This window comes from Pantoea sp. X-Soil-YNGN-785 (assembly GCF_059730585.1).
This window is the reverse complement of sequence record NZ_AP035942.1, coordinates 2,177,116-2,195,556: the sequence shown is the minus strand read 5'-3', so window position 1 is coordinate 2,195,556 and position 18,441 is coordinate 2,177,116. Positions and strand designations below refer to the sequence as shown.

The following is an 18,441-nucleotide window of genomic DNA, read 5'->3' as shown; positions in this document are numbered from 1 at the left end:
ATGAACTTTCTGGTCACCGGCGCCGCAGGCTTTATTGGTTTTCATGTCAGTCAGCGTCTGCTGGCCGCCGGTCACCAGGTTGTCGGTATCGACAACCTGAATGATTATTACGACGTAAATCTCAAGCATGCCCGTCTCGATTTAATTAAAGCTGATTCTGGTTTTACATTTATTGAGATGGATCTGGCGGACCGTGACGCAATTGCGTCACTGTTCGACCAGAACACATTCCAGCGCGTTATTCACCTTGGCGCTCAGGCTGGCGTCAGGTACTCCATTGAAAACCCCCATGCCTACGCAGACTCAAATCTGATCGGCCACCTCAATATTCTTGAAGGCTGCCGTCACCATAAAATTGAACATCTGCTCTACGCCTCATCCAGTTCAGTTTATGGCCTGAATCGCAAAATGCCGTTCTCAACCGAAGACAGCGTTGATCACCCGGTTTCTTTATATGCGGCGACCAAAAAAGCTAATGAGTTAATGTCGCACACTTACTCACATCTTTATCAGTTGCCGACGACCGGACTGCGCTTCTTTACCGTTTACGGTCCATGGGGCCGTCCCGATATGGCACTCTTTAAGTTCACCCGGGCAATGATTGCGGGTGAAGCGATAGATGTTTATAACCAGGGCCAGATGAAACGCGACTTTACCTATATTGACGATATTGCTGAAGCGATTGTCCGCCTGCAGGATGTTATTCCACAGCAGGATGATAACTGGACCGTTGAAACCGGTTCACCCGCAACCAGCTCTGCGCCTTATCGGGTTTACAATATTGGTAACAGTCAGCCGGTTACGTTGATGAACTATATCGAAGCGATTGAGAAAGCCCTGGGGATTACGGCGAAGAAAAATCTGATGCCAATGCAGCCCGGCGACGTACTGGAAACCAGTGCGGATACCGAAGCGCTGTATAAGGCCATTGGTTTTAAACCGCAGACCGGGGTCGAAGAGGGCGTTAAAAACTTCGTTGACTGGTATCGCGATTTCTACCGCGTCTGATTAACAGAAAAAGGAAGCTTCGGCTTCCTTTTTTATTGGTTATCAGGCTAACGCTTAAGCGGCGAAGCCGTATGCATTACAGTAAAAAATCGTCCAGTGATTTACCCTGTTCTTCCAGCGCTTTTTTAATCACGGCCGGTGTCCGTCCCTGACCTGTCCAGGTTCTGGACTCGCCTTTTTCATCAGTATAACCATATTTGGCCGGACGCACTGAGCGTTTACCTTTTGTCGCAGCGCGGGGAGTGGCGGTCAGCGTGTTAATCAGTTCATTAGGGTCGATTCCATCCGCCAGCAGCATTTCACGATACTGATTAAGCTTACGCGTGCGTTCTTCATTTTCTGCCTGAAAATGTGACTCTTCTTCGCGGCGTTCTTTTACCACCACGTCCAGTTTTTCCAGCATCTCTTCCAGTGTTTCGACGGAATACTCTCTGGCCTGGGCGCGCAGCGTACGGATATTATTAAGAACTTTTAGTGCTTCGCTCATTGTCCTGGTCTCTGAATAAGGGAAAAGTTGTGTTGCCCGCTAATAGTAGTGGTGACATTAAATAACTTCAATCTTAAAAAAATATTCAGAGCGATAATTGCCAGAGTAATTAAAATAATCACCTTCAAAATTCCACGGTAATGGCAAATAAAAAATAGTTTCCGCGGGTCTGATATGCAATAAATTTAATGTATTTAGCGTAGTAACAAAAATGTCATTCCTTTTGTTGCGGGTAAAATAAGTAAAACTTATCCAGCGTGAAGTGTACATAACCGGCACCCTGTGAAGCACGAAGAGGAATAACCACTCAGCCGTTACGCTTTAATTACCGCTACAGCGCAACGTATTACCTGCACTTTGTGATAATATGCGCGCCATTCCGTTAAGTCCTGATGAAGATACGCTCCTATGGCTCAACTCTATTTTTATTACTCTGCCATGAATGCAGGGAAATCGACGGCACTGCTGCAATCCTCCTATAACTATCAGGAGCGCGGCATGCGTTCGCTGGTCTACACCGCTGAGATCGATAACCGGTTCGGTGCCGGGCAGGTGAGTTCCCGTATCGGACTCTCGTCGCCGGCCATGCTCTACAATGCTGAAACCGCACTCTACAGCGACATTGCCGCCGAACATGCTGCGCAGCCAATCCACTGCGTGCTGGTTGATGAGAGTCAGTTTCTGACCCGGGAGCAGGTTAAAGCGCTCTCTGATGTCGTAGACGATCTGGATATTCCGGTGCTCTGCTATGGCCTGAGAACCGATTTTCGTGGTGAACTGTTTGTGGGCAGTCAGTATCTGCTGGCATGGGCAGATAAGCTGGTTGAACTGAAAACCATTTGTCACTGTGGCCGCAAGGCGAGCATGGTGCTGCGACTGGATAGCGAAGGTAAACCTTTCAGTGAAGGCGAGCAGGTGGTCATTGGCGGTAATGAACGCTATATCTCTGTCTGCCGTAAGCATTATAAACAGGCGATAGAGCAGGGATCGTTACAGGCGATTCACGGCGCACAGACTCCGCTGAATTAACCGCGTCATTCAGGCAATAAAAAACCCGCCGAGGCGGGTTTTTTTATCACATAGTCAGAAGCGGTCTATCAGACTTTTTTCACTTTCTTATCAACTTTCACGCCTTTTACCGGCTGCTCAGCTACGGCTTCGGCGACACTTGAGAACGGTTCGACAAATTCACGTCCGTAGTAGGTATCGAGCATAATCTGTTTCAGCTCAGCAATCAGCGGATAGCGTGGGTTCGCGCCAGTACACTGGTCATCGAACGCATCATCGGCCAGTTTGTCGACTTTCGCCAGGAAGTCCGCTTCCTGCACACCGGCTTCGCGGATTGAGGTCGGAATACCGAGTTCAGTTTTGATCTCGTCCAGCCATGCCAGTAGCTTCTCAATTTTCTGCGCGGTGCGGTCGCCCGGTGCGCTCAGACCTAAGTGGTCAGCAATCTCAGCGTAACGACGGCGCGCCTGTGGACGATCATACTGGCTGAACGCGGTCTGTTTGGTCGGGTTGTCATTCGCGTTGTAGCGGATAACGTTCGAGATTAACAGGGCATTCGCCAGACCGTGTGGGATATGGAACTCTGAACCCAGTTTGTGTGCCATTGAGTGACAGACCCCGAGGAAGGCGTTGGCAAACGCAATACCGGCGATAGTCGCGGCATTGTGAACGCGTTCACGCGCCACCGGGTTTTTAGCACCTTCGGCATAGCTGGCCGGCAGGTTCTCTTTCAGCAGTTTCAGTGCCTGCAGCGCCTGACCATCAGAGTATTCATTTGCCAGCACGGAAACATAGGCTTCCAGCGCGTGGGTTACCGCATCCAGACCACCGAAGGCGCAGAGTGAACGCGGCATATCCATCACCAGGTTGGCATCAACAATCGCCATATCCGGCGTCAATGCATAGTCAGCCAGAGGATATTTCTGACCGGTCGCATCATCGGTTACCACAGCGAACGGTGTGACTTCTGAACCGGTACCTGAGGTTGTCGTAATGGCAACCATGCGTGCTTTGACGCCCATTTTCGGGAACTTGTAGATACGTTTACGGATGTCCATGAAACGTAAGGCCAGCTCTTCGAAGTGGGTTTCCGGATGTTCGTACATCACCCACATGATTTTCGCGGCATCCATTGGGGAACCGCCGCCCAGCGCAATGATGACGTCAGGTTTAAAGCTGTTCATCTGCTCTGCACCTTTGCGTACGATGCTCAGCGTTGGGTCAGCTTCAACTTCGAAGAATACTTCAGTCTCGATGCCGTGTGATTTCAGCACGCGGGTCACCTGGTCAGCATAACCGTTATTGAACAGGAAGCGGTCAGTGACGATAAAGGCACGTTTCGCGCCGTCCGTTGCCACCTCTTCCAGCGCAATTGGCAGTGAACCCCGACGGAAGTAGATGGATTTAGGAAGTTTATGCCACAACATATTCTCAGCTCGCTTGGCGACAGTTTTGGTATTGATCAGGTGTTTTGGACCGACGTTCTCTGAAATAGAGTTACCGCCCCAGGAACCACAACCCAGCGTCAGAGACGGCGCCAGTTTAAAGTTGTAGAGGTCACCGATACCGCCCTGAGAGGCAGGGGTGTTGATCAGAATACGCGCGGTTTTCATTTTGTCGCCGAAGTAGTGCACGCGCTCAGTCTGGTTATCCTGGTCGGTGTAAAGGCAGGAGGTGTGACCGATACCGCCCATGGCGACCAGTTTCTCCGCTTTATCTACGGCATCCTGGAAATCTTTTGCCCGATACATCGCGAGGGTAGGTGAGAGTTTTTCGTGGGCGAATGGCTCAGACTCATCCACCAGTTTTACCTCACCAATCAGGATCTTAGTGCTCGGTGGCACGCTGAGACCCGCCATCTCTGCAATTTTGAAGGCAGGCTGACCCACGATGGCCGCATTCAGGCCGCCATTTTTCAGGATGATATTCTGTACAGCGCTCAGTTCAGCACCCTGCAGCATGTAGCCGCCATGGCTGGCGAAACGTTCACGCACGGCGTCATAAACTGAATCAACCACAATGACAGATTGTTCAGAGGCGCAGATCACCCCATTATCAAAGGTTTTCGACATCAGAATGGAGGCAACGGCACGCTTCACATCGGCAGTTTCATCGATTACTACCGGCGTGTTACCGGCACCGACACCAATCGCCGGTTTACCGGAGCTGTATGCCGCTTTCACCATGCCCGGACCGCCGGTGGCGAGAATCAGGTTGATGTCAGGGTGATGCATCAGCTGGTTTGACAGCTCAACAGACGGGGCATCGATCCAGCCGATAATGTCTTTAGGCGCCCCGGCAGCAATGGCGGCCTGCAAGACGATATCAGCAGCTTTGTTTGTTGCGTCTTTGGCGCGTGGGTGGGGCGAAAAGATAATGCCGTTACGGGTTTTAAGACTGATTAACGCTTTGAAGATGGCGGTTGAGGTTGGGTTGGTGGTCGGGACGATACCGCAAATCAGGCCAATCGGCTCGGCGATGGTAATAGTACCGAACGTATCATCAGTGGCCAACACGCCACAGGTATTTTCATCTTTATAGGCGTTGTAGATATACTCAGAAGCAAAGTGGTTTTTAATGACTTTGTCTTCGACGATGCCCATACCGGATTCGGCAACGGCCATCTTAGCTAGCGGGATTCGGGCGTCTGCGGCGGCAAGGGCGGCGGCACGGAAGATGGCGTCGACCTGTTGTTGAGAAAAGTTGGCATATTCACGCTGGGCTTTTTTTACACGTTCGACCAGTGCATTGAGTTCAGCGACATTGGTTACGGCCATGGTGTTCTCCTGAAGGAAGTTAAACTTTTTTAGTAAACAATCCTGCGTCCTGAGTATAGTCACGCTGAAATAACGTGACTGGCTGGCAGGTAACGCGTGGATTTTCAACTGTTTACTGAACGAGTCTTCTGCTGGCGTTAAAGAGCTTTCTTTCGCTGACGCTTATACTTCCGTTAAGAAAAGATTACCTGGTTTGGGGTAGGTCAATTTTGATGCAGATCAATTTAAGCGCAAGCTGACACCTTTCAGCACCCCTTTTTACTGCTTTTCTGTTAAGCCGGTCTGCTCCTGCGCTTAGCCCTTCTGGTAGTGGCTAAGTCCAGCCACTTTTTAATCTCTGGCGGAAAGCGCTAAATGCTTTGCTGTTCATCAGGATAAATAGCCAGGCGCACATCTGGCGTCTCTGCACGTTTTCACATACATTAGGCGCGTTTTCCCCCTGTGGTACGGAGTTATGTTGTGAATCCAGCGCTGTTAGATCTATCAGGCTATATAAAATTTTTTGTCGGGCTCTTTGCGCTGGTCAATCCGGTAGGCATTATTCCGGTGTTCATCAGCATGACGCGTTATCAGGGGGTGGCGGAGCGTAACAAAACCAACCTTACGGCTAATCTGGCCGTTGCCATTATTCTCTGGACGTCACTTTTCCTCGGCGATGCGATTTTGCGTGTGTTTGGCATTTCGATTGACTCGTTCCGTATTGCGGGCGGCATTCTGGTTGTCACCATTGCGATGTCGATGATCAGCGGCAAGCTGGGCGAGGATAAGCAGAATAAACAGGAGAAGTCAGAAACCGCGATTCGTGAAAGCGTGGGTGTAGTACCTCTGGCATTACCACTGATGGCGGGACCAGGGGCCATCAGCTCGACCATCGTCTGGAGTACCCGCTACCACAGCTGGATAAATCTGCTGGGATTCACGCTGGCGATTGCCATTTTTGCGTTCTGCTGCTGGCTATTGTTCCGGGCTGCGCCATTAATGGTTCGGATTCTTGGGCAAACCGGTATTAACGTCATTACCCGAATTATGGGGCTGTTACTGATGGCGCTGGGCATTGAATTTGTCGTAACCGGTATGAAGTCGATTTTCCCCGGCTTACTGAACTAAAAACTCACTTATTTCATGCAGCGAAGCGAAATGGTGACCTGAAGTGGTGCAGTAAAGCGTTTTATTGCACCATAACAATGCAGTTATTCATCCTGCTTAATAAAAACAGAGGATTATAAATTCCATTACTGCGGGGTTGCTCACAGACTTTTTTTTGCAAAATAATGTCACTATTTTCACACGACAATCTGCTATCTGATCTCCACTTAACCCGATAAATCTCCATGCTTCAATACTCAGCCTGAATTTCATCACGTCCTTACCGTTTTTATCAATACAAATACCAAAACAGACGCTTTTTTTGGCTCCATAACGCCCTGGAAGCAGGTTTCCAGCTAAACAGCCTATTTTTCATATCGATATAATATTTTCAGGACGAAAATTAACACTTTCGCTGCCTGACATCTCATGATAAAAGAGAATTAGTTAACATTTTAGCTATTTTGTTTTGGCGCCCCTTCGCGGCTTCTGATAATTTTTGGCCCAGCGTAAATTTTTTCTCCGAAAGTCCAAAGTGAGAACGCTTTTTGCTTAAGCCTATCGGGATACTTAATTGAAGGTTGGCGTTTCGCATGATTGGGATGAAAAACTTGCAACAACAGCGGTCAGCAATCGCACTCTTTTTGTTCACGGCTTTTTCTCCGGCTTACGCCGCCACGGTTCCGCCTGGAATGGTTCTGGCAGCGCAACAGCAAATAGTGATCAATAACGGAAGCGAAGTTTCCTCGCTGGATCCGCATAAAACCGAAGGCGTGCCGGAATTCAATGTTATTCAGAACCTGCTGGATGGCCTGGTTAATACCGATAACCGCGGTCAGGTCGTGCCGGGCGTCGCCAAAAGCTGGGAAAATCCACAACCCACAGTCTGGATTTTTACTCTGCGGGACGATGCGAAGTGGAGCAATGGTGAACCGGTAACTGCCGCTGATTTCGTCTATAGCTGGCGTCGTCTGGTAGACCCGAAAACGGCGTCGCCTTACTCCAGCTATCCACAGGCCGCTCATTTTGCCAGTATCGATGCCATCCTTGCCGGCAAAGCGTCACCCGACCAGCTGGGCGTGAAAGCGCTGGATGCCCATCGCCTGCAGATTACGCTGAGTGAACCGGTGCCTTATCTGGTGGCGATGTTAGCGCATACGGCGATGAAACCGGTTTATGCGCCAGCCATTAAGCAGTGGGGCGACGCCTGGACCCGTCCCGGTCACTATATCGGTAACGGTGCCTATACGCTGAGCGACTGGGTGGTGAATGAAAAAATCGTCGTGAAGCGTAATCCCCATTACTGGGATAATGCGCATACGGTGATTGAGCAGGGGACCTTCCTGCCGATCGCCTCTGAAAACAGTGATATCAATCGCTACCGCAGCGGCGGAACGGACATTACCAATAGTGCGGTGCCGCCGGAGATGTTTGGCAAGCTGCGCAAAGAGCTGGGCGATGAAGTAAAGGTCAGCCCGCTGCTCTGCACCTTCTATTACGAAATTAACAACAAAAAAGCGCCGTTCACCGATGCACGAGTGCGCGCCGCGCTGAAAATGACCCTCGATCGCGAGGTGATAGCTAATAAGATCATGGCTCAGGGGCAGATTCCGGCCTATAGCCTCACGCCACCCTTTACGGCTGATATTAAGCTATCCCCGCCTGAATGGTTCACCTGGACACAGGCGCAGCGTAATGAGGCGGCGAAAAAGCTGCTGGCAGAGGCGGGCTTTGATGCCGGCCATCCGCTGACCTTTACGCTGCTCTATAACACCTCTGATCAGAACAAACGCCAGGCAATTGCGGCCGCATCGATGTGGCAGAAAAACCTGGGCGCGAAGGTGACGCTGCAGAATCAGGAGTGGAAAACCATGCTGGAGACCCGTCATCAGGCCCAGTATGACGTAGTGCGCGCCACCTGGTGTGCCGATTACAACGAGCCCTCTACCTTCCTGAACATGTTGATCAGTAACGCCTCGATCAACACCGCATTTTACAGCAGCGCGACCTTTGATCGCTTAATGGCGCAAACGCTGACGGCGGGCAGCGAGGCGCAGCGCGCCGACCTGTATCAGCAGGCTGAAACACAACTCGACAAAGACTCACCAATTGTGCCAGTTTACTACCGCGTAAGTGTGCGCCTGGTAAAGCCCTGGGTTGGCGGCTTTACGGGCAAAGACCCGCAGGACATGACAGACCTGAAGTACTATTTCATCAAACAACACTGATCTGATCGCCGCTTCGGCGAGACAGTCGGGACACGCATCAGCGTACAGACCATTTTGGGGTCAATCTCCCTGGGAACAGGCCAGGGAGCCCGGAGACGGGGGACGCCGGGGCAGAGCATCGCCACGGTGACGATAATAAAACTGGAGTGTAATAATGAACAACATCACGAAAAAAAGCCTGATTGCAGCGGGCGTTTTCGCCGCAGTGAGTGCCCTGGCAGGGAATGCGGCTTTAGCAGCAACCGTGCCTGCGGGCGTTGAGCTGGCTGCAAAACAGGAGCTGGTTCGCGGTAATGGCGATGAAGTCCAGTCGCTCGATCCGCACAAAATTGAAGGCGTGCCGGAAGACAACGTGGCGCGCGACCTTTACGAAGGTCTGCTGGTCAATGACAGCAACGGTAAACCGATCCCGGGCGTAGCGGAAAGTTACGAAAACAAAGATTTCAAAGTGTGGACGTTCCACTTACGTAAAAATGCCAAATGGTCCAATGGCGAGCCGGTGACCGCGCAGGACTTCGTCTACAGCTGGGAGCGTCTGGTCGATCCTAAAACGGCGTCCCCGTACGCCAGCTATCCGCAGTATGGTCATATCCTGAACGTCGATGACATCATCGCCGGGAAAAAACCGATTACCGATCTGGGCGTAAAAGCCATTGATGACCACACGCTGGAAGTCACCCTGAGCGAGCCGGTTCCCTATTTTGATAAGCTGCTGATTAACTCCGTCATGTCACCGGTTTATAAACCGGCAATTGAGAAGTTTGGCGAGCAGTGGACCCAGCCACAGAACTGGGTCGGCAACGGTGCCTTTAAACTGGACGCGCACGTGATTAACGAGCGCATCACCCTGGTCCGTAACCCTAACTACTGGGATAACGCACACACCGTGCTAAACAAGGTCACCTACCTGCCAATCAGTTCTGAAGTCAGTGACGTTAACCGTTACTTCTCTGAGAACGGCAGCGACATGACCTACAACAATCTGCCGATTGAGCTGTTTAAAAAGCTGCAGCGTGACAATGGTAAAGAGCTGCACGTCGATCCTTACCTCTGCACCTACTATTACGAAATCAACAACCAGAAAGCGCCATTCACCGATCCTCGCGTGCGCGCGGCCCTGAAGCTGGGTCTGGATCGTGACATCATGGTGAATAAAGTGCTGGCGCAGGGCCAGAAACCAGCTTACAGCTACACGCCGCCATCCACTGACGGCATGGACATTCTGCCGCCAGACTGGTTCACATGGTCACAGGACAAACGTAATGCCGAAGCGAAGAAGCTGCTGACTGAAGCGGGCTACACCGCTGACAAACCGCTGACCTTTAACCTGCTGTATAACACCTCCGATCTGCACAAGAAGCTGGCGATTGCCGCCTCGTCGATCTGGAAGAAAAACATCGGCGTGAACATCAAGCTGGAAAACCAGGAGTGGAAAACCTTCCTGGATACCCGTCATCAGGGTAACTTCGATGTGTCGCGTGCGGCCTGGTGTGCGGACTACAACGAACCGACCTCATTCCTGAACACCATGGTGTCCAACAGCAGCAGTAACACCGCACACTATAAGAGCGATGCGTTTGACAAAGTGGTGCGTGATGCGATCAAAGCGCCGGATGCGAAAGCCCGCGCAGCGGACTATCAGAAGGCTGAACAGATCCTGGATAAAGACAGCACTATCGTACCGGTTTACTACTACGTGAATACGCGTCTGGTGAAGCCTTATGTCGGCGGTTACACCGGTAAAGACCCCCTGGATAAAACGCTGTCTAAAGACTTCTACATCATTAAACACTAATAGCATTCAGGCTATCAGCAGTGGCGGCGCGTCTGGCGCCGCCTTTTTTAATTTTTTATATGTTGTGAAGCAACAGCCTGGTAGGTACGGCAATGTTAAAATTCATCCTGCGTCGCTTGCTTGAAGCGCTACCGACGCTGTTCGTCCTGATTACCATCTCCTTCTTTATGATGCGTCTGGCCCCCGGTAGTCCTTTTACCGGCGAGCGTACGCTGGCACCCGAAGTCATGGCCAACATTGAGGCGAAGTATCACCTCAACGATCCCATTGGTAAGCAGTATGTCGATTACCTGGTGCAGCTGGCGCACGGCGATTTCGGCCCATCGTTTAAATACAAAGACTATTCGGTCAACTATCTGGTCGCACATGCGTTTCCGGTTTCTGCCAAACTCGGCCTGGCCGCGTTCCTGCTGGCGATAGTGCTGGGCGTAACCGCTGGCGTCATCGCCGCGCTCAAACAAAATACGTTATGGGACTTCGCGGTGATGGGGGTGGCAATGACCGGCGTGGTCATACCCAGTTTCGTGGTCGCGCCGTTGCTGGTCCTGCTGTTCGCCATCAGCCTGAAATGGCTGCCGGGCGGCGGCTGGAATGGTGGTCAGTGGAACTACATGCTGCTGCCGATGGTGGCGCTGTCGCTGGCATATATCGCCAGTATCGCGCGTATTACCCGCGGGTCGATGATTGAAGTGATGCACTCCAACTTTATCCGTACCGCGCGTGCCAAAGGCCTGCCGCTGCGCCGCATTGTGCTGCGTCATGCGCTGAAACCGGCGCTGCTGCCGGTGATCTCCTACATGGGCCCGGCGTTTGTCGGCATCATCACCGGTTCGATGGTGATTGAGTCGATCTACGGTTTGCCGGGTATCGGTCAGCTGTTTGTGAACGGTGCGCTGAACCGTGACTACTCACTGGTGATGAGCCTGACCATTCTGGTCGGTTTGCTGACCATTGTCTTCAACGCGATTGTTGACGTGCTCTATGCCGTTATCGATCCAAAAATTCGTTACTGATAGCGGAGTTCGCCATGATGTTAAGTAAGAAAAACAGCGAAGCTCTTGATGCGTTCAGTGAGAAGCTGGAAGTAGAAGGGCGCAGTCTCTGGCAGGACGCGCGTCGTCGTTTTATTCATAACCGTGCTGCCTCAATCAGCCTGCTGGTACTGTTACTGATTACCCTGTTCGTGATTTTTGCGCCGATGCTGGCGCAGTTCACCTACGACGATACCGACTGGGCCATGATGTCCTCGCCGCCGGATACCACTTCCGGCCACTGGTTCGGCACTGACTCATCGGGTCGTGACCTGCTGGTGCGCGTGGCGATTGGTGGTCGCATCTCGCTGATGGTGGGTGTGGCCTCTGCGCTGATCGCGGTGATCGTGGGCACGCTTTACGGTTCGATTGCTGGCTATCTCGGCGGCAAAACGGACTCGGTGATGATGCGTATTCTGGAAATTCTCAACTCCTTCCCGTTTATGTTCTTCGTGATCCTGCTGGTGACCTTCTTTGGTCGCAACATCCTGCTGATTTTTGCCGCTATCGGCATGGTTTCGTGGCTGGATATGGCGCGTATTGTGCGCGGCCAGACGCTGAGCCTGAAGCGTAAAGAGTTTATCGAAGCGGCCCATGTCGGCGGGGTATCAACCTGGAAAATCGTGGTGCGCCATATCGTGCCGAACGTGCTGGGCGTAGTGGTGGTTTACGCCTCGCTGCTGGTGCCAAGCATGATCCTGTTTGAATCCTTCCTGAGCTTCCTGGGTCTGGGTACGCAGGAGCCTTTAAGCAGCTGGGGCGCACTGCTCAGCGACGGCGCCAACTCGATGGAGGTGTCGCCGTGGCTGCTGCTCTGGCCGGCGGGCTTCCTGGTGGTGACGCTGTTCTGTTTCAATTTTATCGGCGATGGCCTGCGTGATGCCCTCGACCCGAAAGATCGTTAAGGAGTTTCCCGATGACTATTCATGAATTTCAGCCAGCAATGGCGGCCCGCGCGGGAAGCGAACAGCTACTTACGGTCAAAGATTTACGCGTGACCTTTGGCACGCACGATGGGGATGTGACCGCTGTTAATGACCTGAACTTCTCGCTGCGCGCGGGTGAGACGCTGGGCATTGTTGGTGAGTCGGGTTCCGGCAAATCACAGACGGCCTTTGCCCTGATGGGGTTGCTGGCAAAAAATGGCCGCATTGGCGGCTCGGCGATGTTCAACGGCAAAGAGATCCTGAACCTGCCTGAGAACCAGCTCAATAAACTGCGCGCCGAACAGATTGCAATGATCTTCCAGGACCCGATGACGTCGCTGAACCCCTATATGCGGGTAGGCGAGCAGCTGATGGAAGTGCTTAAGCTGCACAAAGGAATGAACAGCGCACAGGCGTTTGAAGAGTCAGTGAGAATGCTGGACGCGGTGAAAATGCCGGAAGCGCGCAAACGCATGAAGATGTACCCGCATGAGTTCTCTGGCGGGATGCGTCAGCGCGTGATGATCGCGATGGCGCTGCTGTGCCGGCCAAAACTGCTGATCGCTGACGAGCCCACTACGGCGCTGGATGTGACGGTGCAGGCGCAGATCATGACGTTGCTCAACGATCTGAAGCGTGAATTCAACACCGCTATTATCATGATCACCCACGATCTCGGCGTAGTAGCTGGGATCTGCGACAAGGTGCTGGTGATGTATGCCGGGCGCACCATGGAGTATGGCCGCGCCCGCGATGTCTTTTATCAGCCTGCGCACCCTTACTCAATCGGTCTGCTGAATGCAGTGCCGCGCCTGGATGCGGAGGGCGAGAGTCTGACCACCATTCCGGGCAATCCACCCAATCTGCTGCGTCTGCCGCAGGGCTGTCCGTTCCAGCCGCGTTGTTCGCACGCCATGGATATCTGCACCCAGGCTCCGCCGCTGGAGCCGTTTGGCGATGGCCGTCTGCGTGCCTGCTTTAAGCCGGTGGAGGAGTTAGTATGAGCACCGTAGCTGAAAAAAGAGTGTTACTGGAAATCGCCGACCTCAAAGTCCATTTCGACATCAAAGATGGCAGGCAATGGTTCTGGCAGCCGTCAAAAACCCTGAAGGCGGTGGATGGCGTCAGCCTGCGCCTTTATGAGGGAGAAACGCTGGGCGTGGTAGGCGAGTCTGGCTGCGGTAAATCGACCCTGGCGCGCGCCATCATCGGGCTGGTTAAAGCGACAGAAGGTCGAGTGGCCTGGTTAGGCCGCGATCTGCTCGGCCAGAGTGAAGAGGAGTGGCGCAAAGCGCGCAGCGATATCCAGATGATATTCCAGGACCCGCTGGCATCGCTGAACCCGCGTATGACCATCGGCGATATCATCGCCGAGCCACTGCGCACCTACCATCCGAAAATGGCGCGGCAGGAAGTGAAAGACCGCGTCAAAAATATGATGATGAAAGTGGGGCTGCTGCCTAACCTGATTAACCGCTACCCGCATGAGTTTTCGGGCGGTCAGTGTCAGCGTATCGGTATCGCCCGTGCGCTGATTCTGGAGCCGAAGCTGATCATCTGCGATGAACCGGTCTCGGCGCTGGATGTTTCGATTCAGGCGCAGGTGGTGAATCTGCTGCAGCAGTTACAGCGTGAGATGGGGCTGTCGCTCATCTTCATTGCTCACGATCTGGCTGTGGTGAAGCATATCTCTGACCGTGTGCTGGTAATGTATCTGGGGCATGCGGTGGAGCTGGGTACCTACAGCGAGGTCTACAGCAATCCGCAGCATCCATACACCCGTGCGCTGATGTCTGCCGTGCCGATTCCCGATCCCGATCTGGAAAAGAACAAGCAGATTCAGCTGCTGGAAGGGGAGTTGCCGTCGCCGATTAATCCGCCGTCAGGCTGCGTGTTCCGCACCCGCTGTCCGATCGCCGGCCCGGAGTGTGCGAAAACCCGGCCGCTGCTGGAAGGCAGTTTCCACCATGCGGTCTCCTGTCTGAAGGTCGATCCGCTATAAAGCAAAACGCCGGGCAATTGCCCGGCGTTTTGTTATCTGATGCTTACTCGCGCCACAGGATATGACAGAGCTTGTGATCTTTCTCGCGGCACAGCAGCACGCGGGCAAAGACATCAGTGATCGGCTCACCATCCGCTTCACCCAGCCCGATGACCACCTCGGCAAAAAAGTCCGGGTTCAGATCGAAATCGACATGATCTTTCCAGTCTTCAGAGGGATCAAACAGCTCTGCGCCACCGCGCTCTTCGAACTGCAGATTGAAGAGAATGACGTCTGCCGGGTCGAGATTGTCGACGGCCAGTTCAAGAAAAATATCGTAGGCCTGTTCCAGCGTTTCATCTTCGGTAAGGCGATTATTCAAATCCATAGTCTGTCCTGTCGGCCTGCGGCCATTTACACAATCTGGCTCGTTTTACAGTAAAGGGCTGAAGAAGTAAAACAGTCGTTCGACGATGCGCTGCCACCACGCACGTTTTGCCCAGCGCTTGCCATCCAGCAGGCGTGAGCGGGCGATATAGTCATCCTGCACACAGGCGAGATCGCTGCCAAATCCGGCATCATCCACCACCAGCGTTACTTCAAAATTCAGCCATAAACTGCGCATATCGAGATTGACGGTTCCCACCAGACTCAGCTGTCCGTCGACCAGCACGCTTTTAGTGTGCAACAGCCCATCTTCAAACTGATAGATCTTCACGCCCGCTTCCAGCAGTTCGCTGAAGAAGGAGCGGCTGGCCCAGCCGACCAGCAGCGAGTCATTGTGACGCGGCACAATCACGCTGACACTGACGCCACGCTGTGCGGCCGTGCAGATAGCATGCAGCAGATCGTCGCTCGGCACTAAGTAGGGTGTGGTCATAATCAGCTGTTCACGCGCGGAATAAACCGCGGTCAGCAGCGCCTGATGGATCATATCCTCCGGGAAGCCAGGACCGGAGGCGATCACCTGCACGGTGTGGCCGCTCTCCTGCTCAAACGGCATGATGTTGCGATCGGGCGGTGGTGGCAGAATACGTTTGCCGGTCTCAATCTCCCAGTCACAGCTGAACACAATGCCCATCGCGGTCGCGACCGGGCCTTCCATACGCGCCATCAGGTCAATCCACTGGCCCACACCCGCGCTCTGTTTAAAGAAGCGCGGATCCACCAGGTTCATGCTGCCGGTATAGGCGATGTAATTATCAATCAGAACGATTTTGCGATGCTGACGCAAATCCATCCGTCGCAGGAACACGCGCAGCAGGCTGACCTGTAAGGCTTCCACGACGTCAATACCGGCGTTGCGCATCATGCCGACCCACGGGCTGCGGAAAAAGTTGACGCTGCCTGCGGAGTCGAGCAGCAGTCGGCAATGAACGCCACGGCGTGATGCGGCCATCAGCGATTCTGCAACCTCATCCGCCAGTCCGCCGGGATGCCAGATGTAAAACACCATCTCAATGTTATGACGGGCCAGCTGGATATCACGAATCAGCGCCTGCATGACGTCGTCCGCGCTGGTGAGCAGCTGGAGCTGGTTGCCCTTGACCCCGGCAATGCCCTGACGATGGTAGCAAAGCTCAAACAGTGAACGGGCAACGTCGCTGTGCTCGGTTGCAAAAATTTCACGGCACTGTTTCAGGTCGTTGAGCCAGCGGGCGGTCGACGGCCACATGGTGCGGGCGCGCTCCGCGCGACGTTTGCCCAGATGCAGTTCACCAAACAAGAGATAAGCGATAATACCCACCAGCGGCAGAATATAGATTACCAGCAGCCATGCCATCGCCGAGGTTACGGCCCGGCGCTTCATTAACACGCGCAGCGTAACCCCGGCGATCAGCAGCCAGTAACCAAATACCAGCAACCAGCTGATCAGGGTATAAAAAGTGGTCATAAAGTGGACATCCCGTTCGCGCTTTCGTCTGGCAAGTTTACGTGCAGATCACCGCTAGCGAAACCCTTTATCCCGGACAGTCTCGATGAGAGATCTGATTTGGCATTACGGCGGAGATCTCTATAATGCCCTCGCACAGGTCTTGCACGTATGAAGTCAGAGAGGAAGTGATGAAAAGAAGCAGAAATGAAGTGGCGCGCTGGAGAATGTTACGTCAGGTGCATCGCCGCCGCTCCCGCTGGCTGGAAGGACAGTCGCGGCGTTACAAGCGTATCCATTGCATTCGCCATCAGCTGGCCCAGCAGCAACGACGCTCGATCCTGTTTATTACACAGTTAGTCTAGGTTATGTCGGGAGCAGCCCTGTTCAGGCTTCAAAAAATCCCGATTCTGCCATGACGCGTCGCGCCATTGAATGCTCCTGACGCGACGCACCCCGGTCGGTGACTTCGCGCATCAGGCACTCCATCGTGCTGCCCAGCGCCGTCGGTCTGCGATATCCCGTCCGATCGTACCATTCGTAAGACCATTTTCCCGATTTACGCTGGTAATAGATGGTCAGCCACGCAGAGCAGTTTGCAGGGTAACCACTCATGACTTCGATTTTCGGATCAACAATCGCCACAATTCGTGATAACAGTGGGTCGAGCAGAGTAAGTGCCTGGCCGGGATACGTTTTATTCATAATTTGCCCGCGATTCCGCTGTGCTTCCATTCAGAGGTTTAACTCACAAAAGCTAAATGTAGACAGCTCTGCCAGATAATTCCTCCCGACTGCTAAAAAAATGACACAGAGATCATTTTTTAAGGCTGAACAGGCCACCTCAGGGTGTATTTGTGGGGGTGTACAACCGCTGACGTTAAACCTGTACAACTTTACATTTTATCAAGTTATTGTTAAGTAAGGGTTTATCGATTTAATCACCAGGCAGGGCAATCTTTTGCGTTAAATACCTGTACAAGGGAGGCGTTGTTGTATAACTTTACCGCATCGGTTAGTAACTTTTAATGAATCCTATGAGGGTCAACCATGCAGACTAACGTTCGTATTCCCGCTTCAGTATCTGACATCTCCGCTTATTTACACAGTGCTGCGCAGCCTTCCCAGCAGGCCATTCTGGGTTCTGTGGTGACGGAAATTATCGCCTCTGGTCGTAGCCTGAATCGTAAAGCGATTTGCTCAAAACTCATCAGCCGTTTACAGCATGTCACCAGCCCGGAAGAAGAGCAGCACTATCATGCGCTGATCGGTCTGATTCTGGACAGGGGTTAATTCAACGCAACTATGCCAGTGAGTGACGGGAAATCAAAGCGGGTTAACTGAGCAGGCAGGCCCGCTTAGCCATGAATAAGCGCTTAACGGTTATACAGAGATCGTCGCGTTCAGCCGTATGGGCAGAGGCGTAATGCAGTGCGAAAGCCCTGTTTCGCAGAGGGTATTCACGTTAATAAGCTGTATGAATAATTAACCCGAAAGACGTTGTGACGTCATCATCAGCGTGACATTCACCAACTGCAGTGCTGCCGCCAGCACGATCAGCATCACAATCCACTGCTTTTTATTACGCCAGCCCTTTGTTCGCCAGAGGTATAGCGCACCGCCAATCAGTAAAGCGATCATTGCCAGCAGCCCCAGAATGATTATCTGCATCTTTCCTCTCTGAATATTCAAAGCAAAAATGGCTTCTGTGCCAGGCACAGAAGCCATTCTGACTGCAGATACGTTATCAGAAGACGCGTTTAAACGGTTTAACCGAGACCTGTTTGTAGACGCCCGCCGCAAAGTAAGGATCATCCTGGGCCCAGGACTGCGCGGCTTCTAATGATGGGAACTCAGCAATAACGGTTGAGCCGGTGAAGCCCGCCACGCCAGGATCGTTGCTATCCACAGCAGGCATCGGGCCTGCGATGATCAGGCGTCCCTCTTCCTGCAGCAGTTTGAGTCGCGCCAGGTGGGCAGGGCGCACGGCGTTACGTTTTTCCAGTGACTCTGCAGTATCTTCTGCATAAATGACGTAAAGCACTAAGGAACTCCTGGTTATCAGAATTTTGCAACACGTTAAGGGATTGACGATTAGAGTGCAAACGAAACCTGTGGGCGGTTAATGGCTCAGCATAAAGGGCTAAAAAGCGCTTTTCTTCAGGCCGGATGGCGGGAGTTATTGAAACTGATTGCTATTTGCATTTAAAATCGCTGTTCTATTCAATCACTGCGACTGTT

19 protein-coding genes are annotated in these 18,441 nt (G+C 52.7%); 12 read left to right on the top strand and 7 right to left on the bottom strand.

The annotated features are described in order from the left end of the window. Complete coding sequence (locus AC6I8E_RS10225) at nucleotides 1–1,008, top strand: NAD-dependent epimerase (protein WP_107319801.1); 1,008 nt, start codon at nucleotides 1–3, stop codon at nucleotides 1,006–1,008. A 76-nt stretch (nucleotides 1,009–1,084) separates the two neighbouring features. Here AC6I8E_RS10225 and hns read toward each other — a convergent pair whose 3' ends face one another. Continuing rightward, entirely contained in the window at nucleotides 1,085–1,495 is a 411-nt protein-coding gene (gene hns / locus AC6I8E_RS10220; protein ID WP_497823949.1) for a histone-like nucleoid-structuring protein H-NS, read from the bottom strand. Between the two features lie 408 nt (nucleotides 1,496–1,903). Here hns and tdk point away from each other — a divergent pair, with 408 nt between their 5' ends. Then, on the top strand, nucleotides 1,904–2,524 hold the full coding sequence (gene tdk, locus AC6I8E_RS10215; RefSeq protein ID WP_033783265.1) for a thymidine kinase: 621 nt from the start codon (nucleotides 1,904–1,906) through the stop codon (nucleotides 2,522–2,524). Between the two features lie 68 nt (nucleotides 2,525–2,592). On the opposite strand, the gene adhE is transcribed toward tdk, so the two are convergent. Further along, complete coding sequence (gene adhE / locus AC6I8E_RS10210; protein ID WP_497823948.1) at nucleotides 2,593–5,280, bottom strand: bifunctional acetaldehyde-CoA/alcohol dehydrogenase; 2,688 nt, start codon at nucleotides 5,278–5,280, stop codon at nucleotides 2,593–2,595. A gap of 459 nt (nucleotides 5,281–5,739) precedes the next feature. Here adhE and AC6I8E_RS10205 point away from each other — a divergent pair, with 459 nt between their 5' ends. The 8 genes from AC6I8E_RS10205 (at nucleotide 5,740) to oppF (ending at nucleotide 14,348) form a co-directional block, all read left to right on the top strand. Further along, entirely contained in the window at nucleotides 5,740–6,387 is a 648-nt protein-coding gene (locus tag AC6I8E_RS10205; protein ID WP_013358045.1) for a YchE family NAAT transporter, read from the top strand. Between the two features lie 553 nt (nucleotides 6,388–6,940). Further along, nucleotides 6,941–7,096, top strand: coding sequence for a hypothetical protein (locus AC6I8E_RS10200; RefSeq protein ID WP_497824715.1), 156 nt, complete (start codon nucleotides 6,941–6,943; stop codon nucleotides 7,094–7,096). Beyond that, nucleotides 7,059–8,594, top strand: coding sequence for an ABC transporter substrate-binding protein (locus AC6I8E_RS10195; RefSeq protein WP_497824702.1), 1,536 nt, complete (start codon nucleotides 7,059–7,061; stop codon nucleotides 8,592–8,594). Before AC6I8E_RS10200 ends, AC6I8E_RS10195 begins: the two co-directional genes overlap by 38 nt. Before the next feature lie 154 nt (nucleotides 8,595–8,748). Beyond that, nucleotides 8,749–10,389 carry an oligopeptide ABC transporter substrate-binding protein OppA gene (oppA, locus tag AC6I8E_RS10190; RefSeq protein ID WP_497823947.1) on the top strand — a complete coding sequence of 547 codons (1,641 nt, stop codon included), beginning with the start codon at nucleotides 8,749–8,751 and terminating at the stop codon, nucleotides 10,387–10,389. 92 nt (nucleotides 10,390–10,481) lie between these two features. Continuing rightward, entirely contained in the window at nucleotides 10,482–11,402 is a 921-nt protein-coding gene (gene oppB, locus AC6I8E_RS10185) for an oligopeptide ABC transporter permease OppB (RefSeq protein WP_013358042.1), read from the top strand. A 14-nt stretch (nucleotides 11,403–11,416) separates the two neighbouring features. Further along, nucleotides 11,417–12,325: an oligopeptide ABC transporter permease OppC gene (gene oppC, locus AC6I8E_RS10180; RefSeq protein WP_013358041.1), complete on the top strand. Its 909-nt coding sequence runs from the start codon at nucleotides 11,417–11,419 to the stop codon at nucleotides 12,323–12,325. Nucleotides 12,326–12,336: 11 nt separating this feature from the next. Continuing rightward, the gene (locus AC6I8E_RS10175; RefSeq protein WP_013358040.1) at nucleotides 12,337–13,350 is read left to right on the top strand and encodes an ABC transporter ATP-binding protein; all 1,014 of its coding nucleotides are present in this window, start codon (nucleotides 12,337–12,339) and stop codon (nucleotides 13,348–13,350) included. Next, nucleotides 13,347–14,348: a murein tripeptide/oligopeptide ABC transporter ATP binding protein OppF gene (oppF, locus tag AC6I8E_RS10170; RefSeq protein ID WP_013358039.1), complete on the top strand. Its 1,002-nt coding sequence runs from the start codon at nucleotides 13,347–13,349 to the stop codon at nucleotides 14,346–14,348. Before AC6I8E_RS10175 ends, oppF begins: the two co-directional genes overlap by 4 nt. A gap of 43 nt (nucleotides 14,349–14,391) precedes the next feature. Here oppF and AC6I8E_RS10165 read toward each other — a convergent pair whose 3' ends face one another. Both AC6I8E_RS10165 and cls read right to left on the bottom strand, forming a co-directional pair. Then, the gene (locus AC6I8E_RS10165) at nucleotides 14,392–14,715 is read right to left on the bottom strand and encodes an HI1450 family dsDNA-mimic protein (RefSeq protein ID WP_003853921.1); all 324 of its coding nucleotides are present in this window, start codon (nucleotides 14,713–14,715) and stop codon (nucleotides 14,392–14,394) included. A 45-nt stretch (nucleotides 14,716–14,760) separates the two neighbouring features. Further along, nucleotides 14,761–16,221, bottom strand: a complete 1,461-nt coding sequence (cls, locus tag AC6I8E_RS10160; RefSeq protein ID WP_497823946.1) for a cardiolipin synthase — start codon at nucleotides 16,219–16,221, stop codon at nucleotides 14,761–14,763. Nucleotides 16,222–16,391: 170 nt separating this feature from the next. On the opposite strand from cls, the gene AC6I8E_RS10155 reads away from it, so the two are divergent. Continuing rightward, nucleotides 16,392–16,565, top strand: a complete 174-nt coding sequence (locus AC6I8E_RS10155) for a YciY family protein (RefSeq protein ID WP_095707117.1) — start codon at nucleotides 16,392–16,394, stop codon at nucleotides 16,563–16,565. A 22-nt stretch (nucleotides 16,566–16,587) separates the two neighbouring features. Here AC6I8E_RS10155 and AC6I8E_RS10150 read toward each other — a convergent pair whose 3' ends face one another. After that, nucleotides 16,588–16,905: a hypothetical protein gene (locus AC6I8E_RS10150; protein ID WP_013358036.1), complete on the bottom strand. Its 318-nt coding sequence runs from the start codon at nucleotides 16,903–16,905 to the stop codon at nucleotides 16,588–16,590. Between the two features lie 345 nt (nucleotides 16,906–17,250). On the opposite strand from AC6I8E_RS10150, the gene ycgZ reads away from it, so the two are divergent. After that, a complete protein-coding gene (ycgZ, locus tag AC6I8E_RS10145) occupies nucleotides 17,251–17,493 on the top strand; it encodes a regulatory protein YcgZ (protein WP_033732828.1) in 243 nt (80 codons plus the stop codon). Nucleotides 17,494–17,685: 192 nt separating this feature from the next. On the opposite strand, the gene AC6I8E_RS10140 is transcribed toward ycgZ, so the two are convergent. After that, a complete protein-coding gene (locus tag AC6I8E_RS10140) occupies nucleotides 17,686–17,871 on the bottom strand; it encodes a hypothetical protein (RefSeq protein ID WP_041456886.1) in 186 nt (61 codons plus the stop codon). Nucleotides 17,872–17,947: 76 nt separating this feature from the next. Beyond that, the gene (locus AC6I8E_RS10135; protein WP_003853909.1) at nucleotides 17,948–18,244 is read right to left on the bottom strand and encodes a YciI family protein; all 297 of its coding nucleotides are present in this window, start codon (nucleotides 18,242–18,244) and stop codon (nucleotides 17,948–17,950) included. Nucleotides 18,245–18,441: the final 197 nt, after the last annotated feature.